Origin of the sequence: Lactobacillus sp. ESL0225, assembly GCF_003692905.1 — a bacterium.
Lineage (GTDB): Bacteria > Bacillota > Bacilli > Lactobacillales > Lactobacillaceae > Lactobacillus > Lactobacillus bombicola.
Genome location: NZ_REHK01000007.1, coordinates 89,551 through 114,569, shown reverse-complemented (window position 1 = coordinate 114,569; position 25,019 = coordinate 89,551). Strand labels below are relative to the sequence as shown.

Sequence of the window (25,019 nt, the reverse complement as noted above, 5' to 3'; positions counted from 1 at the left end):
TTTATTTTACTTATAAAAATCACTTACTGGAGCAAAAGTTTTACGGTGAATCGGCGTCGGACCATATTTTTGTAATGCTGCAATATGATCCTTAGTGCCATAACCAGCATTACAATTAAAATGATATTCGGGATAAATATCATGATAATCTTCCATTAACTGATCACGAAAAACTTTCGCAATAATCGAAGCTGCTGCAATCGAATTAGATTTAGCATCCCCTCTAATCAAGCGCTCTTGCGGCAAGTTAATTGGCACATTCATCGCATCAACTAATAATGCATCTGGTTTTAAGTCCAATCCTTTTACCGCATCAGCCATTGCTAAACGATCAGCCTCATAAATGTTAATTTGATCGATTACTTGGGCACTCTTTATTCCTATAGCTACACTAACTGCCTTTTGTAAAATTAATGGATAGAGCTCTAAACGTTTAGTTCCACTTAATTTTTTAGAATCATTGACTTCAATAAGATCAAAACTATCGTCTAAAATAACTGCCGCAGTAACTATCGGACCAACAAGCGGTCCACGCCCTACTTCATCTACTCCAGCTACAATCTTTTTTTTCGACCAATATTTTTTTTCATAAAAAAAACGATTATTAAAGGCAAGTTTTTTTTCGGCAAACTTTGCTTTACGTTTATAATAGCTTGCTAATAATTTTTGGACGCCAACTCTTGAATCTAACGAAAGCATTGTTAAATCTGACTCACTAACATTATCTTCAGTTAATAACTGTTTTATTTCAGTAATCTTCATGGACGATCAAGCGTAATCCTTCCTACCTTACCTTTACGAAGCCGTTGTAGTAAATACAAAGAGAAACGGTCATAATCATCGCGCATGCCATATTCTTCAGTAAGTGCTAATAACAAATCAGTATTATTAATCTTCTCTACTCGATCTTTTGTCGAACGAGTAAATCTCACCAAATCAGCTAAATAATTTTTGCGCAAACTTGCAAGCAAAAATAAAGCAACATCATCTGCGCTAAAAATTGTATCTTTAATTGCTCCAAATGCAGCTAACTTATAACCAACATCTTGATCTTCAAATTTAGGCCACAAAATCCCTGGTGTATCAAGGATCTGAATATTAGACTGCGTTTTTAGCCAAGTTTGTCCCTTAGTAACGCCTGGCTTATTACCAACTACTGCTACATTACGTCCAACTAAACGATTAATAATTGTCGATTTTCCGCAATTAGGTACACCAGCTACGGCAATTCTAATTATAGGATTAGTAGCCCCTTTGGCTTCACGCTGTTTAATTTTTTCATTGGCGGCATTTTTAATCATACGAACTAAAACTTGCATATTATTACTATGCAAGGAGTCCATTGCCATAACAAATTTACCTTTGCCAGTTAATTTTTTTTGCCAAAGCTTGGTCATTGTGGGATCTGCTAAATCTGCTTTATTTAAAATAATTAAATGCGGTTTATCTCCAACCAAGTCTTCAATCATTGGATTTCTTGATGATTGTGGAATTCGTGCATCTAATACTTCAACTAATACATCAATTAAGCTCATCTTATCTTCAAGTTGATTACGAGCTTTATTCATATGACCTGGATACCACTGAATTTTAGCCATTACTATCTTGCCTTCTTTACACTAAAAGGTCTATGTGACCATATATAATTAATATGACATCTTTTCGCGGTACATTTGATATGCTTCATCAAAAATACTCATATTTGGTAAATAACCTGCATTTAATTCCAAATAATTAGACAATTCTTCATAACTTTGCTCTTGTTTAGGAAAAGTTTGATCATTTTGAGCATTATTTGCAAATTGTGCTACATCATCTTTTGCATCTGCACTACACTGGGTCATTAAATAACGATAAAAGCTCTCTCGATATGACAATATGTTTACTCCGTATAATATAAAATGGCATACGCATCCATACCAGCATGGGTGGCAATAATAGGACTAGTTTCACGTACCAATACATTAATATTTGAATTAATATCTTTTATTTTTTGAGCCAAATCAAGTAATTTTTCTGGTACTCCACCAGTTGAAACATAAGAAATGCCCACTTCCTTAATACTATCTTTGTTAGCCGCTATATCAGCTAAAACACGTTGATCAAAGGCAAGCGAGAACTTTTTACCACGGCCCTTTTTAGCAATTTTTAATTCTCCACCTGGCATCTGTAATTCAATTCTAATATTAAGTAAATTAGCAATCTTCCCAGAGATGGGGCCTAAACGTCCACCTTTAATAACATTTTCTAGGTTCACAATCATCATCCGCAAACGCTGCGTTTTTTTAATGTTTTCAATATGCTCTAAAATTTGGTTAACTGTTTTGTTAGATGCAACATCACGTGCAGCAGCTAAAACTTGTAGTCCCTCAGCTCGATCTGTTAATTCTGAATCTACAATATGAACAGCATCAGGCTTATCAGCCATATTGGCTGCTTGCCTTGCTGCATCAATCGTACCACTTAATGCTTTGGCTAAAAATATACCGATGACTTCACTACCATCTGCTGTCAAATCATTAATTGCTTTTATGATAGTCCCGATTGGTGGTTGACTTGTTTTGGGTAATTCTTTTGCAATAACCATTTCATCAACAAATTGTTGTCTAGTGATTTCTACCCCATCTAAATAGGTTTTACCTCCAACGGTTACCGATAACGGTACAACCGTAATATTATATTTTTCTATTTCTTCTGGCGTCAATTGTGCCGAAGAATCTGTCAAAATTTTAATTTCTGACAACTTTACTCGCCCTCAATTCTGAATTGCTGTCACATTTTTATGATAGAATATTAATATCAATTATCTGTATTATATCAAAAAAATAAACAAAAAGAAGAAAGTGAATGGCTTGATTCATTATGAAATTAAAAGAATTTTGGCAAGAGCCGCAAAAAAGAACAAAAAGATACTATATTATTGACAATACGCTGAGTGCTATTACGCATGGCATCGGCTTTTGTCTCGCTATAGCGGGGTTGATTTTATTGATTATTAAAGCTGTTTCAACCCATAGTACAGTAAGAATTATTACCTTCAGTGTTTATGGAATTTGCTTGTTGCTACTATACCTTTTTTCAACCCTTTTTCATAGTTTAATATTTACAAAAGCACGAAATATATTTCAAATTTTTGATCATTCCTCAATTTTTCTTTTAATTGCTGGTACCTATACGCCTTATTCATTAGTAGTCATTGGCGGTAGATGGGGTTGGTTCTTGTTTAGTTTAGTTTGGCTATTAGCAATTTTGGGCATACTTTACTACATTTTCAATCGGGGCAAACATCGTATTTTAGATACCATAATATATGTTGGTATGGGCTGGTTAGTAATTTTAGTCGCCCAACAGCTATATGTTCGTCTGAGCCCAACTGGATTTTGGTTACTAGCTAGTGGAGGAGTAGCATATACTGTCGGAGCATTTTTTTATACCATGAGACGCATTCCTTATATACACGTTATTTGGCACCTTTTTGTTATTTTAGCATCTGCTTTAATGTATTTTTCAGTTTTATTCTACGTTTAAAAAGGCCGCAATTGCTTCTGGGCTATTTTCTAATTCACCTGCAACAACTGCTTTTTTGATTGTTAGCAATAAATTGCCTAACTCCGGCCCTGGTTTAATTCCCAAGTTAATCAAAAAACGACCATCAACCGCTAAATCAGCGGCTTTTTTTATTGGTAAAGCCCGATATCGGTTAACCAGGATTTCTGAACTAATTGGTTGTCCTAAAATACGTGCAACATCAATTGTATTCATTAAAGTTTCCTCACCAGCCTCAAATAATTCAAAATCTGTTGGCACATGAGCAGAAATCACATCAAATAAGGTAATAATTTTTTCTACCTTATTAGTCATTAAATTAGAATTTTTCCAACTGCGCATAAAGTTCGCTATTTGGCGGTTAGGAATCTTAAGTAAAATAGCAATCACACTCCAGAGACTCGTTTCTAAGTGGGGATTAAACTTTAAATTGGGATAAACCGCTAGCAAGTTTTTTTTACCAGCAAAATTTGGAACTTCTTCACTAAGATGGGTATTCAAAAATACTGCAAAAGCCCTTCTAGAATCATTCCCTAATCCCATTTTTACAAATTCATCTCGAATCCGTTCAACTGAAATTTTGGCTAGCAACGGATGCAACTCTTTTAGTGCTGTTGCTGTTTGTTTTTCCAATCTGAAACCTAGTTGACTCATAAATCGAACCGCACGCATCATTCTTAAAGCATCTTCATGAAATCGTTCTAGCGGATTGCCAACTGCTTTAATTAAATGCTTATGTAAATCACTTAATCCATCAAATAAATCAATGATATCTCCACTAGTATTCATTGCCAGAGCATTTATAGTAAAATCGCGTCGTTTAAGGTCCTCAGCTAAACTACGTACAAACGTCACTTTATCAGGGCGACGAAAATCTTGATAGCCTGATTCAGTCCTAAAGGTTGTTATCTCATAACTTTCCCCATTATGTAAAACTGTTACTGTACCATGTTTAATTCCGGTATCAATTGTTTTAGGAAAAAGCTTCTTAACCTCTTCAGGATAAGCGCTTGTTGCGATATCAATATCATGTATTGGCCGCTTTAGCAGCAAATCACGAATTGATCCTCCAACAAAATACGCTTCATATCCAGCTTGTTCTAATATTTTCAGCACTGGTAGTGCCGATAAAAAAATTGAAGGTAATTTATCTATTTTCATTCTTAATCAACTCATTTAACTTAGTATTTTTATTTTCAAAAGACTTTATTTCTGGTATGTTTAAGGGGCTATATTTAAGAACTTAAAAGAAAGATTTATATTATGTCAAAATTTAATAAACACAATCTTTTAGAATTGTTAATGATTATGCTAGGCTGCGCTATTTATGGTATTAGTCTAGATATGATCTCAGCTCCCAATAATTTAACTGACGGTGGTATAAGTGGTATCTCACTACTTTTACGTCATTTTTGGGGAATTAATATGGGACTATCATCCCTTTTATTAAATATTCCCTTAATTATTTTAGGTTATCGTTACATGGGAAAGCGTCTTTTAGCCTATACAATTTGGGGGACACTTTGGTTATCCTTCTTCTTATGGTTTTGGCGCTTGGTACCTATTATATCGCAATTAAATCTAGAACACGACCTCTTCTTATCTTCAATAATGGCCGGTGCTTTGTCAGGAATTGGACTAGGACTAGTTTTTCGCTACAACGGTACTTCTGGCGGCACAGATATTATTGCCCGTATTTTACAAATGAATTATGGTATTTCTTCTGGTAAGGTTTTGCTAATCTGTGATGCACTAGTACTCTTTGCCTCACTTTCATATTTGGATATTAAACATATTATGTATACTTTAGTTGCTTCTTTTATTTTATCCCGGGTAATGGATGCCGTTCAGCAAGGAACAACATCAGCTAGAGGTCTATTAATTATTTCCAATAAATATCAAGAAATTGCTAAAATGATTGACTTGAAATTGGACCGCGGCTTTACTTATTTAGAAGCACAAGGAGGCTATAGTAAGCATAAGCGCCCCGTCATTTATTTAGTTGTGTCGCCAAGAGAATTGCCTGCTATTAAAGATTTAATAGCTGCAGAAGATCCTAAGGCATTCGTTAGCGTAATCAAAGTCCATGAAGCTGTTGGTGAAGGCTTCACCTATAAGCAAAAACAACGGCACTTTTTTATCCGAAAATAGTCTTTAATTAAAAAAACTGTTGGAATTTCCAACAGTTTTTTGTTTAATTATAAATCAGCATACATTTCTTGCATTTCAAAATCTTCAGGTTCTAATTTTAAGTATCTTTGTAGTAACTGCTTCACAATATCAGTTGAGTGCGCCTGAGTTTTAAAAAAGCGAATCATCTGTTTTAAAAAGGCAGCGTTATTTTTGAATTCAGGATAAACCAATAGATACTCACTTTTAGCCTTATCGGCTTGTTCTAAATTTTGATATGACATAGCCATATTCCAATGTGCTCGCGGCTCAATTTCACCTTCAGCAACATTTTTGAATAATTGCAGATTTTCTGTATCCTTGCCTTCACGAAGGTATAAGTTAGATAACTGCAAGCGTAAATCTTCACTTTCAGGAATATTCTTCAAGCCCTTTTTAAGCAATTCCTCAGCCGTTTTATTATTGTTAAGTTTAACCGCCGCTAAGGCGCCTTCTACATACAAAACAGGATCAAATTCGTTGTATTCAATACCAGTTTGGGCCATATATAAAATTTGCTCATTATCATTCTTATGTTTATAAGCAGTAACTAACAAGCGATAAGCATTAGCATAGTCTGGACTCTGTCCAATAACTTCATTCAAATACTTAATTGCCAAATCATCTTCATTGACTGTTAATAACACTAATCCGGCTTGATATTTACTATCAATGTCTAATAACGAACTATTATTACTTTTAATTACTTGGCTAGCTTCTTCATACCGACCTAATTTTGCTAAAGTTTGAAAAAGTCGGTCATTTAAACTAATTTCACCAAAACTTTCTTGTCGCTTTAATAAATCCTTATATAACTCAAGTGCATTCTCATATCGACCACTAAGATAATCTATCTCAGCTAAGCCAAATTTTATAACATCTTCATTGAGAGCAAGCTGAGATGCCTCCTTCAATTTACTATAAGCTGTTTCTAAAAAGCCATTGGTCTGATAATAATCTGCTTGTACTAAAAGACTATCAAGATAAGCTGGTGATGCATTAGAAATATTGTAAAGTAAAGATAAGCCATCGTCATCTTTGCCATCATTTAATAAAATTTCAGCTAAATAAATTTTAAAAATATCTTCCTTGGGAAATTGAGCGATAAGACTACGATAGACTTGTTTAGCTAAATCAGTAAAACCAATATTAGTTAAACTTTCAGCTAATGATGCTAAAATTTCTGGTTGGTCGCTCTCTAATGCTTTCTTTAATAAAATATTTGCTTGAGAAAAATCTTGTTCTTCAATTGAATCAAGTAATTGTTCTGAATAGCTCATATTATTCCTCCACTTAATCAGATTACATCCAGGTGTCTATTATAGCTCTTTTATAAATTTTTTTAAGTAAAAAAAATGATGGCCAAAAATGCCATCATCTTTTTATTAAAAACTATTTAACTGCCTCTTTAAGAGCCTTACCTGGTCTAAAAGCAGGAACAACACTTGCTGGTATCTCGATTTCATCACCAGTTTGTGGATTACGACCTTTACGAGCTGCACGTTGACGCACTTCAAAAGTACCAAAACCAATTAATTGAACTTTTTCATTTTTAGCAAGATCATCTTGAATTGAGCTAAAAATTGCATCAATAGCTGCAGCAATTTGCTTTTTAGTTAAATCGGTTTTTGATGCTACCTCATTAACTATATCAGCTTTATTTGCCATCTGGAATTCACCTCCCAAAATAAAATCTCCATCTAGAGATTCTCAACTTATCCTTCAAAAAAGAATAAGGAATAAATGATTATTTAAATCATCATTTCTCTGTTCTTAAAATAGCACAAAACCCTTAGTACAACAAGCAATTTAATCAAAATTTGTGTTTTTTATTATTTGCTAAATACAAACTATTTTCTTTTACGTGCAATAATCTTAACTGGAGTTCCAGAAAGATTGAAATTATTACGCAACTGATTGATTAAAAAGCGTTGATATGAAAAGTGCATTAATTCTGGATCATTCACAAATACCACAAATGTAGGTGGTGCTGTAGCAACCTGAGTCATATAATATAATCTAAGTCGCTTACCCTTTATCATTGGTGCAGGGGCTAATTTACTTGCGTCAAGTAATAAATCATTTAAAATACTTGATTGGATACGTTGAGTTTGATTTTGATGCACCAATTTAACTAGTTTTGCTATTTGATCAAGATTTTGTCCAGTTTTGGCCGAAACAAATAAAATTGGCGCATAATCTAAGTACTGAAATTCCTCTCTGATTACTTGTTCAAATTCTTTACCACTATTACTAGTTTTTTTGGGCAAGTCCCATTTATTGACTACAATAATGATACCGCAACCAGCTTCATGAGCATAACCTGCAACATGCTTATCTTGCTCACGAATACCAGTACTTGCATCTAATACAAGACAAACTACGTCAGAATGTTCAATTGCACTCATTGCTCGCATGACAGAATATTTTTCAGTTTTTTCGTAAACTTTACCACGACGCCTAATTCCAGCTGTATCGACAATTCGAAACTTAGTGCCTTCTTCATCAATAAATGGAGTATCTACAGCATCTCGTGTTGTGCCTTCTTCATTATTAACAATTACCCGCTTTTCACCAACTAGTTTATTAACAATTGACGACTTACCAACATTGGGACGACCAATCACGCTAAAACGTATTTGATCATCATTTTGTTGGTCTAGGTCTTTAGGTAGTTCACTCACTATACAATCAAGTAAATCTCCAATTCCAGTCCCATGAACACTTGAAATTGGAATTGGTGTTCCTAATCCTAAACTATAAAAATCATAAATATCCATTCTTTGTTCAGGATTATCGGCCTTATTTACAGCAAGAACAATTGGCTTTTTAGTTTGATAAAGCATCTGTGCAATCCGTTCATCTAAGTCAGTTAAATGATTAGTAACACTTGTCAGAATGACAATAACATCCGCTTCTTCAATTGCAATCTCTGCTTGCGCTCTTATTTCATCTTCAATTCGACTATTTTCCCAGGTTATTCCACCTGTATCAATCAAATCAAATTTATGCCCCATCCACTCAGCTTGAGCATAATTACGATCACGAGTAACACCAGGCTTATCTTCAACGATTGCTAAACGCTCATTGATTATCCGGTTGAAAAGAGTAGATTTACCAACATTGGGTTGTCCTACAATTGCAACTACAGGTAAAACCATATTTCCAGCCTCCCTTAAAAATAAAAATGCCGACTTTAAGTTAAGTCGGCATTTTTTATTAAAACTAACGACGATCTTTTAATTGGTCACCTATAATGTCACCTAAAGCAAAGCCACTGTCATCGCTATTCATATACTTTTTATTAACTGCACTTCTATTGTAAGAATTGTGTGAACGTGTACTTTCACTATCTGAACTCTTAGCTTCAGTAGCTTTCATTGAAAGTGAAATTCGACGATCATTAGGGTCAATGTTAAGTACTTTAACTTTAACTGTTTCGCCGACTTTTAAAACATCACTTGGTTTATCTACATGCTTATATGATATTTCAGAAACATGAACCAAACCTTGAATTCCATCAGCTACTTCAACAAAAGCACCAAAATTAGTTAAAGACTTAACTTCACCTTCAAAAATATCACCTTCATGAAGTTCTGCTGTGGCTTGTTCAAATGGGGATGGTTCAGTTTGCTTAATTGAAAGGGAGATGCGATGTCTGTCATCATCAATACCAATTACTTTAACTTTAACCTCTTGACCAGATTTTAAAACATCACTTGGTTTATCTACATGCTTGTATGATATTTCGGAAATATGAACTAATCCGTCAACTCCACCAACATCAACAAAAGCACCAAAGTTAGTCAAACGAGATACCTTACCTTCAACGATGTCTCCCACAACTAATTGTGATGCAACACTGTCAAAAGCTTCTTCACGCTCTTCTTCAATTAAATCTTTGTGTGAAAGAATCAGACGATTCTTACTTGGGTCAATCTCTGTAATCTTAAGTTTCATTGTTTTACCAATATATGGCTTAAGATCCGAAACGTAACGATTTGAGATAAGTGAAGCTGGTAAAAATCCTCTAGTACCAACGTCAACTAGTAAACCTCCACGAACTGAAGAAGTTACAGTACCCTCAATTGGATTGCCTGCTTCAAAATCTTTTCTTAGTTCTTCGTATGCTTCTCTTTCCTTTAAGCGAGTAACTGAGAAGAAAAATTCACCGTTTTCTTTATCGCCACCAGCTTTTCTTAAAACTAAAGCCTTAAAGTTATCACCTGGCTTAACAGCATCACGTAGATCGACGTTGCGATCTGAAGTGTATTCACGACGAGGAATTACACCTTCAACACCGGCATTTACAACACCGACATCGATTTGGCCTTCTTCAACATCCAACACTTCAACATCTACAATATCTCCGACCTCAACCCCTTGCATTTGCTTTAATGCATCTAAAAATTGATTACTATTTTCTGACATTATTTACCTCCCGATATCATAACCTAATTTTAAATGAAAGTTAGATATTTTTCTACTGTTTTATCCCCTTTTTTCTAGTTTTTTTTGACTTTTTTTAATTTCTGTCAAAATTGCATCAACTACTTGGGCAATTGTCATATTTGTTGTATCAATTTCAATTGCACTGGCAGCTTTTCTTAAAGGAGAGATTTTGCGGTGAGAATCTTTATAATCACGAGCGGTAATATCTGCTTCAATTTCTTCAATTGTTTGGGAATTTTTGATACCACGTTCTTTAAAATCTAACATTCGCCTTTTGGCACGAGAATAAGCTGAAGCAATTAAAAATATCTTCACCTGAGCATTAGGCAAAACAGTAGTTCCAATATCACGTCCATCCATTACCACGTCCATTTTTCCAGCCATTTGTCTTTGAAGATCGACCATTTTTGCACGAATTCCAGCTAAAGCTGAAACTTGTGAAACATTAGCTGAAATTTCGGGAGTCCTAATTTCTTGTGAAACATCCTGCTTACCAACATAAACTCTTTGCTCATTATTAATAGTTTGAAATTCTATTCCTTCTGCTTCAACTGCTTTTAAAATTTCTGCTTCATTACTATAATCTATACCATGCTTCTGGGCAATTATCGTACATGCACGATACATTGCTCCAGTATCAATATAAATAAAATTTAATTTTTGTGCGATAAGTTTTGCCACTGTACTTTTTCCAGCTGAAGCTGGACCATCAATTGCTACTTGCATTCCAATAAAAAAGGGACATTCAGTCCCTATCCTTTCTATATTTATTTCACTTTAAGTATTTGATTAACTTTAACTTGGCTATCTACATTAAGCTGATTTAGACTTGCGAGCTCTTCAATACTTAAATTAAATTTTTCGGCAATACTTGATAATGAATCTCCACTTTTTGCTACATACTGTGTAGGCTTAGTTTGCACTTTTGGGGGTTGCCTTTTTTTCTTTTGTTCAGCTTTTGGCTGAAGCCGGTTTTGAGGTACAACCGATTTTTTTAGCTTGTCATGCTTTTTTACCGATTTTTTTAATTCAACTACTCGTTCATTAATTGACCCATTTGTAGCTAAGTGATGAACAACCGGTACAAGTGCAATAATACTAAGAATCAGAATAGCCATCCACACAATCCACCCTCTTGATGTTGCTTTATGGATCACTGTTCTAGATTCATTCGGACGCTCGTAATGTAAATACGGTCCCTTGGGTTTATGGCTCATCTAAAAACCTCCTTCACTTAGCTTGTTTTATTTTAGCATATTTAATTATTATTTTGGATAAAAAAATCGACCTCATATGTGGTCGATTAAAATCTAGTAAAAAATTAATTTTTCAAATTAAAATAGCGCTGTACAAACGGCTTTAAACTACCCAAAACTGTTTCAAAAAGTAAATAAACTACTGTGCCGTTAATGGCACCCTTAATTAAATTAAAGGGAACAATAATTCCTGCAATATAGCTACTCATTGACGGAATATGAAGCAATTGCCCTAAGTAAACTTTTTCTGTAAAACTTAATAAACCTGAATAACCATCAATTTTTGGTAAATTGGGCACAGTTGTTACAGCATAAACAGGGGTCAAAACTAATGCATTGAGTACAGACAAAACCAAAGTCATTGCAACAATTCCTAAAATAACTCCTAAAATTGGCTGCAGATGTCTTTTTACCATACTTTTTTCATGAACATCAATTTTTTTAGTGAAAAAATAAAAAGGTAATGCAAATGAAATTGTTGCCACAAAAGCTGCTAATTGACCTACTATACTTGGCAAGGAAAAACCTTTATAAATTAAAGAAATAAACATTCTAATAAAAGCAATAAATATTCCTGGACCAGAACCAAATAAGAACATCCCAATAGTAACAATTACATCTGAAAAGTCAAACTTTAAAAAACTTGCTACTGGTAGTGGAAATGCAATAAACATCAAAATAAATGCAATTGTACCAATCAATGCATAAGCAATAATATTGGCCAAATTACTTCCATTCTTTGTTTTCAATGAACTTACCTCCAAAAAAATAATTGGTCTGTTGCTTCTAGCAACAGACCAATTAAAAGTAAGCATCATCTTGGCTCTTAGCTTAGTCTGTCTTCTTTCATCTAGACTTTAACTATCGGTATCTTAAACGATTCCACCACTTACGTGGGTCGTGGACTTTCACCACCGGTCGGGATTTTCACCCTGCCATGAAGACAACAAACTCGATATTTAACTACAATTATAATACTAATCTACCTGCTTTAATCTGTCAACCTCAGCATGACTTAATTCACGGTACTTACCAGAGATTAATGAATCTAAGGTTAAAAAGGAATATTTTTCACGTGAAAGTTTTCTTACTTGATGATTAACAGCTTTAAACATCCGCTTCACTTGGTGATAATGACCTTCGTGAATCGTTAATTGAACTATTTGCATATTTTTCTTTTTATCCGTCCGAATAATTTTAACTTTTGCTGGAGCACATTTTTGATGGTCAATCATTATTCCCCGTTTAAGCAGACTTATTTCTTCAGGCAGTAGCTGGCCACTAATTTTTGCTACATAGACCTTTGCTACTTCACTGCGTGGGTGCATTAGTAAATTGGCTAACTGACCATCATTTGTCATTAACAATAACCCAGATGTATCATAGTCAAGCCTACCTATGGGGTATAAACGATACGGTAAATCTTCGAAATAATCAGCTACCGTTTTTCTGCCTTTATCATCACTTACGGTTGAAACTACACCTCGCGGCTTATAAAAAAGATACGTATGCAAACTCTCACGTTCAATTGGTTCACCGTCAACCGTTATATTACTGAAGGTATCTACTTTGGTACCGAGTTGAGTAATAATCGCGCCATCAACTGTTACCCTACCTTCTTCAATCATTTTTTCGGCTTTGCGGCGCGAGGCAATTCCAGCTTCGGCAATTACTTTTTGTAAACGTTCTAAAACCATTGTTATTCTCCTTTTGGCAATTTCGCCAAATTTTTATCTGCTTGTCCTTTAGTGGTAAATAAGTCAATTTCTCCGTCAGCATTAATTTCGTTAACTTCAAAATCTTCAATTAACGGTAAATCAGTTAAACTTTGATATCCAAAATATTGCAAAAAATAATCACTAGTAACATATAAATTGGGGTGGCCAGCAACATCCTTTTTACCTTGAACTTTAATTAATCCGCGCCAAATTAACGTTTGTAATGCGCCTGATGAATTAACTCCCCGAATTTGATCAACTTCAATACGCGTGATAGGCTGTCTATATGCAATAATAGCTAATATTTCAAGCGCTGATTGACTCAAAGTTTTAGTTAAATCTCTTTGAAAAAAGCTAGTAACAGTTTTACTAACTTCAGGTCTAGTAGTTAGCTTATAATTATGATTAACATGTAGTACTTGTAATCCAGAATCAACGTTTGATTTAAGCTGGCTAGTCAATTTGGTAGCCATTTCACGTAAGGCAGATTGCTCCACATGTAATAACTCACAAAGATTTTCACTCTCAATCCCGTTATCACCAGCAAGATACAATAATGCTTCTAGTTGAGCTATTTTACTTACCATTATTATCAATTCTTTCTAATTTTAAATCACCAAAAGTACAAGCTTGTTTAACCTTAATCTCCTTCTTCTTGCAAAGTTCAAGTAATGCCAAAAATAAACCAATAAAATCAGATAGATTTTGTAACTGATCTGTACAAGAAAAAAAACTAATAACTTTATTCTCAGCGAGTTTTTCTCGCAAAAAATCAATCATTTGCGTTATAGATTTTTCATTTACTTTGACTGAAGCAAGATTAGGCTGGCGTAATTTTAAACGTTGTAAAACTACAATAAAAGTATTAGCTAAGTCAGATGAAGTTATTTGTCCTAAAGGCAGAGGTTGAATTTCTTTAGTTTGGGGCACACTCTCTTCTTTAGATGCTGTAATTGGTACTTTTTCATTACGTTCTTTAAAGTATGCCGAAATTTTTTTAAAAACAGAGTATTGAACTAATTGCTGAACTAATTCTTCTCTAGGGTCTTCTTCTGGTTCATCTTCATTGACAAAATCATTTTGTGGCAAAAGTGATTGTGATTTTATCCGCAATAATATAGAAGACATCACAAAATATTCACCAGCAATTTTCAAATTTAGTCGTTGCATTTCATGGAGATATGCCAAATATTGGCTAGTAATTTGAGCAATCGGAATATCATAAATATCGATTTTTTGTGATTTAATCAAATGTAACAGTAGGTCAAGTGGACCTTCAAAATTTGGTAATTCTAAAGTTAGATTATTACTCATAATTCCTTATTTTTAAAATATTCAACTAATTTAGTAAATTCAGGCAGTGCCGTAATCCGTTTATCAGGATTATTGCATGCCAGTTCATGTATAATTTTACCTTTATACCTAAGTTGGCGGTAGTTGGGAGACAATGAAAGATACCGAATGACAATAAAATCTTTATAATTTTGAATGCCGATTACACCAATAAAATTTGAATTTAACTCACGATACAAATAAAGCTGAAACTCGCTACTATTTTTATTTAGTTCAATTTCTTCTTTTAAAACATTAATATTTTTAAAATCATCTAAATAAGACAAAAGTCCCATAGCAATTTTTTCATTGTCATTCTTACATTCAATTAGCATATAATTACCTAAATTCGCGGATGCGTCTTTGAATATACTTCTAAAATGTGCTTTTGTGACAAATTAGTATAAATTTGTGTAGTACTAATGTCAGTGTGTCCTAATATTTCTTGAACCACACGCAAATCGGCCCCATTTTCTAACAAATGAGTAGCAAAAGTATGGCGCAAAGTATGCGGTGTTACATTTTTTGGAATTTGGGCTGTTTGACAATAATGCTTTATTATTTGCCAGACAGCCTGTCTAGTTAACGATCCACCACGGTTATTAAGAAAAATGTAATCATTATATTTGCCAACACGCAAAAGCAGTCCATCACGCACCTCTTTTTGGTATTTTTCAATCCAGGAGATAGCCACCTCACTGATTGGAATTAAACGTTCCTTTGATCCCTTTCCAAATACCTTTAACAATCCTAAATCAGCATGTAAGTCGGTAAATTTTAAATTAATCAATTCACTAACCCTAATACCAGTTGCATATAGCGTTTCTAATAAAGCACGGTCACGTATGCCCAATTTTTTATTTATATCTGGTTGTTCTAAAAGGGTAGTTACCTCTTTGACACTTAAAGCGACTGGTAATAAGTGTTGCTTTTTAGGTGAATCAATTTCTTGCATCGGATTTAACTTTTGAATATGCTGGCGTACAAGCCATTGATAAAATTTGCGCAAACTAGATATCATACGACTAATCGAACTGGTTGCTTTATTTTCATCCCGTAATTCAGCCAAAAATGCATCAATATCAATTGCACTAGTTGGCCAAGAAGTCATCTTCTCTTTTTTTAGAAATATTAAAAAATCAGTTAAATCCTGCCGATAAGCAATACAAGTATTATTACTTAAGCCCCGTTCAATTTGACAATGTCGCAAATAATCATCAACATTTTCCTGTAAATTATTCATTTTCAATTGCTTTAGGATCTTTAATTAACGTGATTGTTCCAGCTACCTTATCTTCTGTAATATATTTTGCTTTAAGCAAATGACCTACTGCCCGTTTAAAAGAAGACTTAGATATACCAAAATAATTCTTAATTTCTTGAGCATCTGATTTATCGTAAAAAGGCAAAGTTAAATCACCTTTTCGGCGCAAACTCATTAAAATCATCTCAGCATCTTCATCAATTTCTTCAAAGGCTCGTGGTAAACTGCTTAAATTTAAACGGCCGTATTGACTCACTCCAATTACGCGACCCTTGAACTGTTCCCCTAAACGTAATGGTCTTCCCATTTGGGAAGAATGAACAAAGCCAAGATAATAATCGCTAGTAATAACAAAGGCCCCTACCTCGCGGCTTGAATAAACGGTGCCAAAAATATCTTTATTTTCCATATTATTGGGAAAATGCGTCGATAGCTGATTAAAAATATCTTCGTCAGCTAATTTGGCCCAAATACGATCTTTATGATCTGTTTCTAAATGAACCAAAAGTTGGTCATCTTTATGGGGCCAATGGCTTTTATCAAAGGGCAAGTCATCCACTGATACCACTACATCTTTATCAGGTAATCCTATATCAACAAAAACCCCCAAATCATATTTCACCTCAGTTACTTTACTCCAACCATATTGATCAGCTTGAACAAAGGGCAAAAACTGAGTCATTTGGCGATTATGTTGTTTATCATCATATAAAAAACCTTGAATTTGATCACCCAAATTAGGTCTTTCGTCTTGTGTAAGTTCTTTTTGCTTTAATTCATAAGTTATTCCTTCAACTTGAACATAAAATGAGTTCTCATTTTGGTCAATTATCTTACCTGTTGCAACCGTGCCCAGCATTATCTGCACTCCCCTAAAATATAATATTTCTTTTCATTAAGTATAACATTTTAGAATAGTAAAGTGATATAAGTCAATATTAATTAAGGGCGAATACTTGATTAAAATTAAAATAGCCAGCCAATCGGCTGACTATTTTAATTATTTATTACTGCTAATTAAAGGTTAGCAATTTCACCTTGATAAATGGCACCACGACGTGCATCAACAGTAATAGTTATATTACTTGCAATTCTTTCAGTTGCTTCAGTTACCCCAACTACAACAGGAATTCCAAGCGATAATCCTACAATTGCTGCATGAGAAGTCAATCCCGAAGCTTCAACTACTAAACCAGAAGCTTTTTTAATTGCAGGCAAGTAATCAGGATCAGTGGTCTTAGCAACAAGAATATCGCCTTCTTTAATTTGGCTATTCGCTTCTTCGGCACTGTTAACTACTAATGTTTTTCCTACAACGGAACCGTTACCAACACCCAATCCTTGAGCTAGTTTGCTACCGATAATTTGCAACTTCATTAAGTTAGTTGTACCTGAATCACCAACCGGTACACCAGCAACGATAATTACTAAATCACCATCTTTAACATAACCTTGTTCCTTAGCAACCTTAGCAGCTACTTCAAACATATCATCAGTTGATGAAGGCTTGTCAGTAAGTAGTGCTTGTACACCCCAAGTAATTCCCAATGAACGTTGAATCTTTTCATCAAAAGTCAAAGCCAAAATATTTGCATTTGGACGATACTTAGAAATCATTCTTGCAGTATAACCAGAATTAGTAGCAGTAATAATTGTTTTAACTCCTAATTCTTGAGCTGTCCGAACTACTGATTCACCAATTGCTTCAGTAACATTAGAACCCTTGTACTCTTCAAATCTTTGCAAAGCCAAAGTATTACGCTTAAGCAATTCATCTTCAGTTCTTTCATCGATCTCGGCCATCGCTTTAACAGCATTAATTGGGTAAAGACCATTAGCTGATTCACCAGATAACATTGTAGCATCTGTTCCGTCTAAAACTGCATTAGCAACATCAGAGACTTCAGCACGAGTTGGACGTGGATTTTCTTGCATTGAATCAAGCATTTGTGTGGCTGTGATAACTGGCTTACCCAGAGCATTAGCACGCTTGATTAAATCCTTTTGCACAAATGGGACATCGATAAATGGAATTTCTACTCCCATGTCACCACGAGCAACCATTAAACCATCTGAAACTTGTAAAATTTCATCAGCATTATTGATACCTTCTTGTGATTCAATCTTAGGATAAATCTTAACGTAATCACAACCAGCATCCTCGCAAAGCTTGCGAATATCTAAAATATCCTGTGCCTTACGGGCAAATGAGGCAAAAATAAAGTTAATTCCATGTTCAAGACCAAATTTAATATCATCAGCATCTTTTTCAGTAATTCCTGGAAGACGAATTTCAACTCCAGGTGCATTAACACCCTTCTTTGATCCAATGACACCAGTATTTTGAGCTTCACAAACTAATTCTTTGTTAGAATCATCTTTTTCCTTGATTAACAAGTCGACCAAACCATCATCGATTAAAACGTGTCCCCCAACATGAGTGTCATCGTATAATCCTTCATAAGTGACATGAATTTTATCTTTGTTACCTGCTTGTGAATCATCCATTGAAACACGAATTTCATCACCAGTATTAATAGTAAACTTGCCACCTTCTTGGTCAGTAGTTCTAATTTCAGCCCCTTTAGTATCTAATGCAATACCTAGAACTAAACCAGTTTCCTTTTCAACTTGGCGAACCATATTCATCCGTGAAAGGTGTTCAGCATGGTCCCCGTGTGAGAAGTTAAAACGAAATACATTTGCACCAGCCTTAGCTAAAGCTGTAATAGTTGCAACATCATTGGAAGCTGGTCCTAACGTACTAACAATTTTAGTTTTCTTCATTATCTAAAAATCTCCTCAAATTGACTATTTAGTCATTTCTTTATTAATATCTATTAATGTTTCATCACTGTCATGTTTTCCATCAAATAAATCAAGGATATCATGAGTTTCAAGCTTTCCATTCTCCATACCGACAGCTAAACCGCCTTTACCATCAAGAAGTAACTTAACCGCATAATTTCCCATCTTTGTAGCATTGATTCTATCCAAAACAGATGGTGAACCACCACGTTGCATATGACCTAAGATATTAGCTCGGGCATCAAAATCACCATACTTTAAAAGCTCGTTTCTAAAGTCATCGGCAGTCATCACACCTTCAGCCAATACGATAATACCATTATCCTTGCCATCTGCAAAGCCGCGTTTCAATGTTTCAGCAATTTCTTTAATATCATATGATTGCTCAGGAACAACAATTGCATCAGCACCACTTGCTAAACCTACCCGCATGGCAATATCACCACAATTGCGGCCCATCACATTAACAATGAACACGCGATGATGGCTACTTGCCGTATCACGAATTTTATCAATAGCTTGCATGGCTGTTTGGCATGCAGTATCTAATCCAATTGTATATTCAGTATATGGAATATCATTGTCAATAGTACCTGGCAAGCCAATTGAATTAATGCCCAAGCGAGTTAAAGCAAGTGCACCATGATAAGATCCATCACCGCCAATTACGATAACAGTATCAATATCGTGCTTCTTTAATTGCTCCACACCTTTTTCTTGCACATCTTTTTGTGCAAATTCTGGATAACGAGCACTATAAAGAAATGTACCACCTAAATTAATCAAGTGGTCAACATTTTCAGCAGTTAGTGTAACAAAATCTCCTGCAACTAACCCGGCAAAACCATAACGAATACCAACAACACCAAGTCCATGATGAATAGCAGTTTTAGTAACAGCTCTAATAGCTGCATTCATACCGGGAGCATCCCCGCCACTTGTTAAAATACCAATTCGTTTCATGAATTCACCTCATCAAGATTTTATTGTGTAATTTCTCACATCAGTTAAATTCTAACATTAATTTATAAAAAAATCTCAAAAAAATTATATATTATCCCGTTTTAGCTAACTTTTAATGTGTTAGCGTTAACAGTTATAAGTTGCCATTTGATACCCTAACTTTTAAAATTAACAATTTTTAATTTATTTAATAAATATTGTTTTTGGCTTGTATCATAGCGATCATTTTGAACTTTTATTTCTAATAAATAAATAGTGCCAACCTTTAAGTTTGCTTTAAACTGGTCATAAACACCAGGAAAGATAACAATATCTTGGCGACTAGTTGAATCAGCAAACACACTAAAAGCCATTGTTGCTCCCTTTTTAGTCTTAATTAATTTTAAAGTCATTAATTTTCCAACAGCGATACCAGTTTCATTTATGTTAAATTGACTCAAAGGCTTGGCATTAAATTTTACTGCATATTTTTGTACAGCAATTAATGGCGACGTAAGCGTTGAAAAGCCTAAGGTTTCTTCTTCCATTTGCGCTTTTTCTTGTTTCGAAGGCATGGAAGCTTGTTTAAGTGGTACACCCCCTAGACTTTCTGAAAGAGCAATATTTTTACCTGTTAGTTCAACATTTTCAATGATTTCTTGACTATTTTCTAATAATTCATTGCGATTGGAATCCAGCCGATCAAAACAACCTGCTTTAATTAGCGTTTGAATCACTTTGGGTTGAATGAATTTAGGATCAATCTGCCGTAAAAAATCACTAAAAGATGTAAATTTACTTTTTGCTCGAACTTCAATTATTTGCTTTAAAAAATCAAGACGGATATTTTTAATGGCACGTAAGCCAACAATTATTTTCCCATTTTTAATTTCATAATCTAAGCCGCTTTGATTAATATCTGGCGGTAAAATTTTCACCCCCAATTCTTGAGCTTGCATTACTAAATCATTTGTCTTCAACTGATTGGCACTTGTGGAATTCAACATTGCTGTATAAAATTCAGTCGAATAATGAACCTGTAAGAAAGCCAGCCAAAAGGCCAATTTGGTATAAGCAACCGCATGTGAGCGGTTAAAGCCATAATTAGCAAATTCTGCAATATAATTATAAACTTTTTCAGCTACGTCTTTAGAACGGCCTTTCTTTATTGCACCAGCTATAAATTTACTACGTTCTTGTTCAATGACAACTTGATTTTTCTTCGACATTGCACGCCGTAAGATATCGGCTTCTCCTAGAGAAAAGCCAGCTAAAACTTGTGCGGTTTGCATAACTTGTTCTTGATAAACCAAGATACCATATGTTGGCGCTAGTATTTTCTTTAAACTAGCATCTGGATAAGTTACTTTCTCTTTTCCCTGTTTTCGAGCAATAAAAGATGAAATATTTTGCATTGGTCCGGGACGATAAAGCGCATTCACCGCCACTAAGTCTTCAAAATTATCTGGATGAAGCCGGCGTAACACCTCTTTGATACCACTTGATTCAAACTGAAAAATCAACCCTGTATTACCTGTTTGAAATAACCTGATGGTTTCAAAATCATCAAGTGGAATTTGATTGGCATTAAATTTCTTCCCTTGAGCATGAATTAATTCCTCAGTTTCGCCTAAAATAGTTAAATTACGCAACCCTAAAAAATCAATTTTTAGTAGTCCTAAAGCTTCAACATATGCCTTAGTTTGCTGAGTAACAGGTATCCCGAGTTGACCTGCTTGCAAGCCACTAATTGCTGCAATTGAATTATCACTAATAACTAATCCTGCAGCATGAATGGAATAGTGCCGCGGTAAGCCTTCTAATTCTTGCGCTGTTTTAAATAACAGCTTATTTTTTTCATTTACATTTACCAAGAGTTTCATTTCAGGAGAAGATTCATATGCTTGTTTTAGGGTAATCTTCCCTTTAGAAAAAGGAACACTATTTGACCATTTACTCAATTCGGCCTCACTTAGACCAAAAACTCTTCCAGTATCACGTAAAACTTGCTTTGCTGCTAAAGTACCAAAAGTAAGAATTTGAGCAGCGTGGTCCATGCCATACTTTTCATACATATACTTAATTACAGCATCACGCCGATTATCTGGAATATCCAAATCAATATCTGGCATTTCATGCCGCGCAGGATTCAAAAAGCGTTCAAACAATAAATTATATTGAATTGGATCTACTTCAGTAATTTTCAAAACATACGAGACAAGTGAACCACAAGCTGAACCACGTCCAGGGCCCATAGCAATATTCACACGGTGACAATAGCTAACAACATCCCATACAATTAAAAAGTAATCATTAAAATCCATTTCATCAATCACTTTTAACTCGTAGTCTAATTGATGCTGATATTGCATTGGAACAGTTTGTCCACTGAAACGCTGTTTCAATCCCTGTTGCGCTAACTCATTAAGATATTCTTTAGAAGTTTGAAACTTATTCTGTTTATACTTAGGTAAAACTGGCAATTGAAAGGTAATTTGTGCTGTACATTTATTAGCTATTTCCCATGTATTGCTGACCGCTTGATCAAGGTCTAAACTATGGTAGCGCTCACTTATTTCCTCAGTTGAAGGTAAATAGTGCGAGCCACTTTGCTTTGCTAAAGATTGAACATCGGGTAATACACTACCATTTTTAACAGATTTTAAAGTATGCCGTAGGAATTGATTTTCGGGCTTTAAATAACGTGTATCTTCAACGCAAACTAAGGGTAGTTTAAATTGTTTAGCTAGCATTTTGACATATGAAATATAAACTTTTTGTTTTGGTGACCCGTAAACTCCTAAATACAATTCACTTGATTTGGGTATAATCCCAATTAGTTTTCGTACAAAATCATTGCCCAATCGTTCGTCTTGTCCTTGCAAATTCAAAAGTTCACTATAAGGATTTGCTGGAACAATTAAAATTAAATTGGTCAAATCTTTAGTTAGCTCTGTCAAAGTCAAAACTTTTTTATTAGTTCCGTTATCAGTTTTTAGGTTGATTCTGCTTGATAAGCGTAAAAGATTACGATAACCAGCATCATTTTTTGCTAGGACAATCAAATCATATTGATTAAACGTATCAATTAAGCCATTCACTCGAATTTGCATTCCTAAAAGTGGTTTAATACCTACTTCTTGAGCTAATTCGAAAAAATTTACTAACCCATAAGTAACATTAATATCTGTTAGGCTGATTGCCTCATAACCTTGTTTTTTGGCAGCTAGCAACAAGTCTTTAATTTTTGTTGGACTTTCTAACAATGTAAATGCACTAATATTCTGCAGCGCAGCCATTTTCATTTTTCATGCCACCTTTCTTCCTAATATAAGTATACCAAAAACCACCTTTAAGATTTGAAATCAAACGCTAACTTTGTTAAAATTCATCTATGAAAGAGGGAACTTTTATGGGGCGATATATTGTAACTATTGGTTGGAGTATTGTTTATATGTTAATCGTTGGTTTTATTGCTGCACCTTTAACACAGAACGTATTTAATTTTGGTGAAGCTATAGTTGTGGGTATCATTTTTGGACTACTATTTGCAGCAACTATCCCAACAATTACAGCTCATTCAACTAAAGATAAAAGTAAGTATTCAAATTTAAAATAAAAAAAGCAGACGGCAATACCGCCTGCTTTTTTATTTGAAAGAATAATTTTTAACTAAATCAACCTTCGGCTTAATCTGAGTTAAAAATTCTTGAAACATTTGTATATAATCCTTGTCATATATCTCTTCAATTTTGTCTAAATTATAGACGGGATAAAAACCGCCACCCATTGCGCGATAATTATTGACTGCCAAACGGTAGATTTGCCCATCTGCAATTTCTTGTCCATCAAGTTCTAATCTGGTTAGCCTTTGCCCAATGGGACGATCAATTTCAGCTTGATAATTTATAGGATAGAACGTATCAAAATTAAAAAGTAGATTTTGATACTTAGGAGCAAATTCAATTTTACCTTGATCATTTTTAATTAAAAATGAAAGACTATGTTCAATAATTTGTCTTAATTCTTTTCCAGTTAATTTTACACGGCATAACTGATTAGCATACGGATAGTTAAGCAAAATATCACGCATTGTTACTTTTTGCTCGAATCCTTTTGCGGTTTCACTCATTACTGCAGTTGCCGAGATATCCGCCTGAGTATAATATAGCTGCATTTGTTGTAAAAGATTGACAAAAGGGGCTCCTTGAAGTCTAGCTTTTTGAGCGTTATCTATTTTGGCTGGAGCATTTAAATGAGCAATTGGTTGATCAAGCCAGTTTTCAGTTTGCTTATTTAAATCTGAACATAAAGAAATTATTTCTTTATCAGGGCAATAATCTTTTGTATCAATTAAACTTGCAGTTGTTGATTGGATTTTTTTAGTGTCTTCATCTATTTCAACGACAACCTTACCAACAGCTTCTCCGCGATATCCAGGTTGAACAATTGCCGTATCAAAAGCTTCTAAACTCATTTTTTGGTGTTGATGACCTGTCAAAAAAACATCAATTTCTGGAATTTCTTTTAAAATTCGATATCCCTCGTTTTCACCAGTTTTTGGTTCTGTTGCTTGACCAGTATGTATATCGGCTTCAAAGCCGCCATGGTAAATAACTGCCAAGATATCAACTTCAGCTCGTATAATTTGTGTATAATATCTAACTTGATCAAAAGCAGACAAAAATTTCAAGCCTGTAACATTCTCTGCTGGTTCCCATGCAGGAACTCGTTTAGTTGTTACTCCAATTATGCCTATCTTGATGCCATTTTTAGTAATTATACAGTAGCCTTGACCAAAAGCCGGTTGAGCAGTCTTCTTTGCTAAAATATTGGCATTTAACAAAGTTGAGTGATTGTAATTAATGTATTGTCTTAAATAAGTTAGGCCAAAATTAAAATCATGATTTCCTAAACAGCGTACATCATAGCCAATAGCATTATATAAGTCAGTATATTGTTTTAGGGCAGTCTCATCTGCTGTATGAACATATGCGGCTAAAGGAGAGCCTTGTAAGCAATCTCCTGTATCTGCTACAACAACGTTATTAGCGCCATATTTTGCTCGCTCTGACTTAATTACACTACTTACTCGACTTAAACCAAAAGAAACATCTTCAGTTCCGAAATTTTGATAATCAGTCGGTAATATATAGCCATGAATGTCACTTGAACTCAAAAATACTATTTCCATCATTTTCCTCTTACTCAACAGATTCTTTTAGGTAAAAAAAAACACCAATAATCGGTGTTTTTTTCATATTATTGGTTGTCACTGCTATTAGCTTCTGTAGCAACTTGACGACCTTTGTAATAACCTTTAGGTGAAACGCGGTGGCTCAAACGGTATTCACCAGTAGTTGCATCGTAATGCATTGCTGGAACAGTTAATTTGATATGACCACGACGTGAACGTTTCTTTTGCTTAGAAGTATGTCTCTTAGGAACTGCCATTTAATTGATCTCCTTTATTGTAAATTAGGTTTTCCGGTCACTATTAATAAGGGCCTTAAACACTTCACGTTTGTTAAT

At 34.4% G+C, this 25,019-nt stretch carries 26 protein-coding genes and 1 riboswitch; of the genes, 3 read left to right on the top strand and 23 right to left on the bottom strand.

What is annotated here, in order from left to right:
- Positions 1-6: 6 nt before the first annotated feature.
- From F5ESL0225_RS03550 to F5ESL0225_RS03535, 4 genes are read right to left on the bottom strand one after another with little or no spacing between them, the layout of a single operon-like run.
- Positions 7-762, bottom strand: a complete 756-nt coding sequence (locus F5ESL0225_RS03550; protein WP_122047861.1) for a ribonuclease HII — start codon at positions 760-762, stop codon at positions 7-9.
- The gene (gene ylqF, locus F5ESL0225_RS03545; protein ID WP_118896463.1) at positions 759-1,598 is read right to left on the bottom strand and encodes a ribosome biogenesis GTPase YlqF; all 840 of its coding nucleotides are present in this window, start codon (positions 1,596-1,598) and stop codon (positions 759-761) included. The genes F5ESL0225_RS03550 and ylqF overlap by 4 nt, the downstream gene beginning before the upstream one ends.
- Positions 1,599-1,646: 48 nt before the next feature.
- Positions 1,647-1,877 (bottom strand): YozE family protein, encoded by a 231-nt coding sequence (locus F5ESL0225_RS03540; RefSeq protein WP_090091893.1) that lies wholly within the window; start codon positions 1,875-1,877, stop codon positions 1,647-1,649.
- A gap of 5 nt (positions 1,878-1,882) precedes the next feature.
- Positions 1,883-2,743: a DegV family protein gene (locus tag F5ESL0225_RS03535; protein ID WP_090091891.1), complete on the bottom strand. Its 861-nt coding sequence runs from the start codon at positions 2,741-2,743 to the stop codon at positions 1,883-1,885.
- A 119-nt stretch (positions 2,744-2,862) separates the two neighbouring features.
- On the opposite strand from F5ESL0225_RS03535, the gene F5ESL0225_RS03530 reads away from it, so the two are divergent.
- Complete coding sequence (locus F5ESL0225_RS03530) at positions 2,863-3,528, top strand: hemolysin III family protein (protein WP_122021635.1); 666 nt, start codon at positions 2,863-2,865, stop codon at positions 3,526-3,528.
- On the opposite strand, the gene F5ESL0225_RS03525 is transcribed toward F5ESL0225_RS03530, so the two are convergent.
- Positions 3,514-4,707: a CCA tRNA nucleotidyltransferase gene (locus F5ESL0225_RS03525; RefSeq protein WP_122021634.1), complete on the bottom strand. Its 1,194-nt coding sequence runs from the start codon at positions 4,705-4,707 to the stop codon at positions 3,514-3,516. The two genes, F5ESL0225_RS03530 and F5ESL0225_RS03525, sit on opposite strands and share 15 nt — an antisense overlap.
- A 102-nt stretch (positions 4,708-4,809) precedes the next feature.
- Between F5ESL0225_RS03525 and F5ESL0225_RS03520 the strand changes: the two genes are divergently transcribed.
- On the top strand, positions 4,810-5,697 hold the full coding sequence (locus F5ESL0225_RS03520) for a YitT family protein (RefSeq protein WP_122021633.1): 888 nt from the start codon (positions 4,810-4,812) through the stop codon (positions 5,695-5,697).
- Positions 5,698-5,744: 47 nt separating this feature from the next.
- On the opposite strand, the gene F5ESL0225_RS03515 is transcribed toward F5ESL0225_RS03520, so the two are convergent.
- The 16 genes from F5ESL0225_RS03515 to F5ESL0225_RS03440 form a co-directional block, all read right to left on the bottom strand.
- Positions 5,745-6,995, bottom strand: a complete 1,251-nt coding sequence (locus tag F5ESL0225_RS03515) for a peptide-binding protein (protein ID WP_122047860.1) — start codon at positions 6,993-6,995, stop codon at positions 5,745-5,747.
- Between the two features lie 112 nt (positions 6,996-7,107).
- Positions 7,108-7,383 (bottom strand): HU family DNA-binding protein, encoded by a 276-nt coding sequence (locus tag F5ESL0225_RS03510; RefSeq protein WP_090091881.1) that lies wholly within the window; start codon positions 7,381-7,383, stop codon positions 7,108-7,110.
- A 182-nt stretch (positions 7,384-7,565) separates the two neighbouring features.
- A complete protein-coding gene (der, locus tag F5ESL0225_RS03505; RefSeq protein ID WP_090091880.1) occupies positions 7,566-8,876 on the bottom strand; it encodes a ribosome biogenesis GTPase Der in 1,311 nt (436 codons plus the stop codon).
- Positions 8,877-8,940: 64 nt separating this feature from the next.
- A complete protein-coding gene (gene rpsA, locus F5ESL0225_RS03500) occupies positions 8,941-10,146 on the bottom strand; it encodes a 30S ribosomal protein S1 (protein WP_090091879.1) in 1,206 nt (401 codons plus the stop codon).
- A 60-nt stretch (positions 10,147-10,206) separates the two neighbouring features.
- Positions 10,207-10,893 carry a (d)CMP kinase gene (gene cmk / locus F5ESL0225_RS03495; RefSeq protein WP_122021631.1) on the bottom strand — a complete coding sequence of 229 codons (687 nt, stop codon included), beginning with the start codon at positions 10,891-10,893 and terminating at the stop codon, positions 10,207-10,209.
- A gap of 41 nt (positions 10,894-10,934) precedes the next feature.
- Positions 10,935-11,384 carry a LysM domain-containing protein gene (locus F5ESL0225_RS03490; RefSeq protein WP_122024639.1) on the bottom strand — a complete coding sequence of 150 codons (450 nt, stop codon included), beginning with the start codon at positions 11,382-11,384 and terminating at the stop codon, positions 10,935-10,937.
- 104 nt (positions 11,385-11,488) lie between these two features.
- Entirely contained in the window at positions 11,489-12,172 is a 684-nt protein-coding gene (locus F5ESL0225_RS03485; RefSeq protein WP_233551881.1) for an ECF transporter S component, read from the bottom strand.
- Between the two features lie 85 nt (positions 12,173-12,257).
- A riboswitch (FMN riboswitch) is annotated at positions 12,258-12,372 on the bottom strand.
- Between the two features lie 28 nt (positions 12,373-12,400).
- Entirely contained in the window at positions 12,401-13,120 is a 720-nt protein-coding gene (locus tag F5ESL0225_RS03480; RefSeq protein WP_122021628.1) for a pseudouridine synthase, read from the bottom strand.
- 2 nt (positions 13,121-13,122) lie between these two features.
- Positions 13,123-13,728, bottom strand: coding sequence for an SMC-Scp complex subunit ScpB (gene scpB, locus F5ESL0225_RS03475; protein ID WP_122021627.1), 606 nt, complete (start codon positions 13,726-13,728; stop codon positions 13,123-13,125).
- Positions 13,718-14,455: a ScpA family protein gene (locus tag F5ESL0225_RS03470; RefSeq protein ID WP_199688762.1), complete on the bottom strand. Its 738-nt coding sequence runs from the start codon at positions 14,453-14,455 to the stop codon at positions 13,718-13,720. The genes scpB and F5ESL0225_RS03470 overlap by 11 nt, the downstream gene beginning before the upstream one ends.
- Entirely contained in the window at positions 14,452-14,808 is a 357-nt protein-coding gene (locus tag F5ESL0225_RS03465; RefSeq protein ID WP_122021625.1) for a reductase, read from the bottom strand. Before F5ESL0225_RS03465 ends, F5ESL0225_RS03470 begins: the two co-directional genes overlap by 4 nt.
- 8 nt (positions 14,809-14,816) lie before the next feature.
- Complete coding sequence (gene xerD / locus F5ESL0225_RS03460; protein WP_122021624.1) at positions 14,817-15,716, bottom strand: site-specific tyrosine recombinase XerD; 900 nt, start codon at positions 15,714-15,716, stop codon at positions 14,817-14,819.
- A complete protein-coding gene (locus F5ESL0225_RS03455) occupies positions 15,709-16,596 on the bottom strand; it encodes a S1 RNA-binding domain-containing protein (RefSeq protein ID WP_122021623.1) in 888 nt (295 codons plus the stop codon). The genes xerD and F5ESL0225_RS03455 overlap by 8 nt, the downstream gene beginning before the upstream one ends.
- 158 nt (positions 16,597-16,754) lie before the next feature.
- Positions 16,755-18,524: a pyruvate kinase gene (gene pyk / locus F5ESL0225_RS03450; RefSeq protein ID WP_122047858.1), complete on the bottom strand. Its 1,770-nt coding sequence runs from the start codon at positions 18,522-18,524 to the stop codon at positions 16,755-16,757.
- Between the two features lie 24 nt (positions 18,525-18,548).
- Positions 18,549-19,508: a 6-phosphofructokinase gene (gene pfkA, locus F5ESL0225_RS03445; RefSeq protein WP_090091861.1), complete on the bottom strand. Its 960-nt coding sequence runs from the start codon at positions 19,506-19,508 to the stop codon at positions 18,549-18,551.
- Between the two features lie 155 nt (positions 19,509-19,663).
- The gene (locus tag F5ESL0225_RS03440; RefSeq protein WP_122047857.1) at positions 19,664-22,792 is read right to left on the bottom strand and encodes a DNA polymerase III subunit alpha; all 3,129 of its coding nucleotides are present in this window, start codon (positions 22,790-22,792) and stop codon (positions 19,664-19,666) included.
- A 107-nt stretch (positions 22,793-22,899) separates the two neighbouring features.
- Between F5ESL0225_RS03440 and F5ESL0225_RS03435 the strand changes: the two genes are divergently transcribed.
- The gene (locus tag F5ESL0225_RS03435) at positions 22,900-23,106 is read left to right on the top strand and encodes a DUF2929 family protein (protein WP_118896447.1); all 207 of its coding nucleotides are present in this window, start codon (positions 22,900-22,902) and stop codon (positions 23,104-23,106) included.
- Between the two features lie 30 nt (positions 23,107-23,136).
- Here F5ESL0225_RS03435 and F5ESL0225_RS03430 read toward each other — a convergent pair whose 3' ends face one another.
- Both F5ESL0225_RS03430 and rpmF read right to left on the bottom strand, forming a co-directional pair.
- Positions 23,137-24,681, bottom strand: coding sequence for a bifunctional UDP-sugar hydrolase/5'-nucleotidase (locus F5ESL0225_RS03430; protein ID WP_122047856.1), 1,545 nt, complete (start codon positions 24,679-24,681; stop codon positions 23,137-23,139).
- A 68-nt stretch (positions 24,682-24,749) separates the two neighbouring features.
- Positions 24,750-24,941, bottom strand: a complete 192-nt coding sequence (gene rpmF, locus F5ESL0225_RS03425) for a 50S ribosomal protein L32 (RefSeq protein WP_090091854.1) — start codon at positions 24,939-24,941, stop codon at positions 24,750-24,752.
- Between the last annotated feature and the right edge of the window lie 78 nt (positions 24,942-25,019).

What these genes read in the sequence shown, in the direction of transcription:
- F5ESL0225_RS03550 (WP_122047861.1), bottom strand. Translation starts at nt 762, where the DNA reads ATGAAGATTACTGAAATAAAACAGTTATTAACTGAAGATAATGTTAGT.
- ylqF (WP_118896463.1), bottom strand. Translation starts at nt 1,598, where the DNA reads ATGGCTAAAATTCAGTGGTATCCAGGTCATATGAATAAAGCTCGTAAT.
- F5ESL0225_RS03530 (WP_122021635.1), top strand. Translation starts at nt 2,863, where the DNA reads ATGAAATTAAAAGAATTTTGGCAAGAGCCGCAAAAAAGAACAAAAAGA.
- F5ESL0225_RS03525 (WP_122021634.1), bottom strand. Translation starts at nt 4,707, where the DNA reads ATGAAAATAGATAAATTACCTTCAATTTTTTTATCGGCACTACCAGTG.
- F5ESL0225_RS03520 (WP_122021633.1), top strand. Translation starts at nt 4,810, where the DNA reads ATGTCAAAATTTAATAAACACAATCTTTTAGAATTGTTAATGATTATG.
- F5ESL0225_RS03515 (WP_122047860.1), bottom strand. Translation starts at nt 6,995, where the DNA reads ATGAGCTATTCAGAACAATTACTTGATTCAATTGAAGAACAAGATTTT.
- F5ESL0225_RS03510 (WP_090091881.1), bottom strand. Translation starts at nt 7,383, where the DNA reads ATGGCAAATAAAGCTGATATAGTTAATGAGGTAGCATCAAAAACCGAT.
- der (WP_090091880.1), bottom strand. Translation starts at nt 8,876, where the DNA reads ATGGTTTTACCTGTAGTTGCAATTGTAGGACAACCCAATGTTGGTAAA.
- rpsA (WP_090091879.1), bottom strand. Translation starts at nt 10,146, where the DNA reads ATGTCAGAAAATAGTAATCAATTTTTAGATGCATTAAAGCAAATGCAA.
- cmk (WP_122021631.1), bottom strand. Translation starts at nt 10,893, where the DNA reads ATGCAAGTAGCAATTGATGGTCCAGCTTCAGCTGGAAAAAGTACAGTG.
- F5ESL0225_RS03490 (WP_122024639.1), bottom strand. Translation starts at nt 11,384, where the DNA reads ATGAGCCATAAACCCAAGGGACCGTATTTACATTACGAGCGTCCGAAT.
- F5ESL0225_RS03480 (WP_122021628.1), bottom strand. Translation starts at nt 13,120, where the DNA reads ATGGTTTTAGAACGTTTACAAAAAGTAATTGCCGAAGCTGGAATTGCC.
- scpB (WP_122021627.1), bottom strand. Translation starts at nt 13,728, where the DNA reads ATGGTAAGTAAAATAGCTCAACTAGAAGCATTATTGTATCTTGCTGGT.
- F5ESL0225_RS03470 (WP_199688762.1), bottom strand. Translation starts at nt 14,455, where the DNA reads ATGAGTAATAATCTAACTTTAGAATTACCAAATTTTGAAGGTCCACTT.
- F5ESL0225_RS03465 (WP_122021625.1), bottom strand. Translation starts at nt 14,808, where the DNA reads ATGCTAATTGAATGTAAGAATGACAATGAAAAAATTGCTATGGGACTT.
- xerD (WP_122021624.1), bottom strand. Translation starts at nt 15,716, where the DNA reads ATGAATAATTTACAGGAAAATGTTGATGATTATTTGCGACATTGTCAA.
- F5ESL0225_RS03455 (WP_122021623.1), bottom strand. Translation starts at nt 16,596, where the DNA reads ATGCTGGGCACGGTTGCAACAGGTAAGATAATTGACCAAAATGAGAAC.
- pyk (WP_122047858.1), bottom strand. Translation starts at nt 18,524, where the DNA reads ATGAAGAAAACTAAAATTGTTAGTACGTTAGGACCAGCTTCCAATGAT.
- pfkA (WP_090091861.1), bottom strand. Translation starts at nt 19,508, where the DNA reads ATGAAACGAATTGGTATTTTAACAAGTGGCGGGGATGCTCCCGGTATG.
- F5ESL0225_RS03440 (WP_122047857.1), bottom strand. Translation starts at nt 22,792, where the DNA reads ATGAAAATGGCTGCGCTGCAGAATATTAGTGCATTTACATTGTTAGAA.
- F5ESL0225_RS03435 (WP_118896447.1), top strand. Translation starts at nt 22,900, where the DNA reads ATGGGGCGATATATTGTAACTATTGGTTGGAGTATTGTTTATATGTTA.
- F5ESL0225_RS03430 (WP_122047856.1), bottom strand. Translation starts at nt 24,681, where the DNA reads ATGGAAATAGTATTTTTGAGTTCAAGTGACATTCATGGCTATATATTA.
- rpmF (WP_090091854.1), bottom strand. Translation starts at nt 24,941, where the DNA reads ATGGCAGTTCCTAAGAGACATACTTCTAAGCAAAAGAAACGTTCACGT.